This is a genomic window from Alcanivorax sp. HI0083 (assembly GCF_001635175.1).
Window position 1 is genome coordinate 1 of the sequence record NZ_LWFX01000648.1, and the last position, 329, is coordinate 329.

General features: G+C 54.7%; 1 protein-coding gene. It reads right to left on the reverse strand.

Going from position 1 to position 329, the window contains the following annotated elements; genetic code table 11:
• Nucleotides 1-279: S4 domain-containing protein (locus tag A3754_RS06445; protein WP_255363120.1), on the reverse strand; the 279-nt coding region annotated here is incomplete at its 3' end.
• Nucleotides 280-329 lie beyond the last annotated feature (50 nt).

The window sequence follows — 329 nt, forward strand, 5'->3', positions numbered from 1 at the left end:
GTGCTCAGGATCATCCGTGGAGCAGACCACATCAACGGGTTTGTACAGCATCAGGTAACGATGGCCGGGAAGCTGCACGACTTCACCATGCAACATCACCACCTGATCCGGGCGCAACTGCAGGTTGGCTTTGGGTTTTGCTTCATCAGCGACCGTTACCGCCCCCCCGCTGATCAGCTTTTTCGCCTCCTTGCGGGTAAGGCCGGCACTGTGGGCAAGAAAATAGTCCAGACGCATAGGCAAAACCGTTACCAGAGAAACCGTCATGATAACCGACATAAGGTGTCTGGAGTGCACACCCATCACTGGTATCATAGCGACCCGATTTC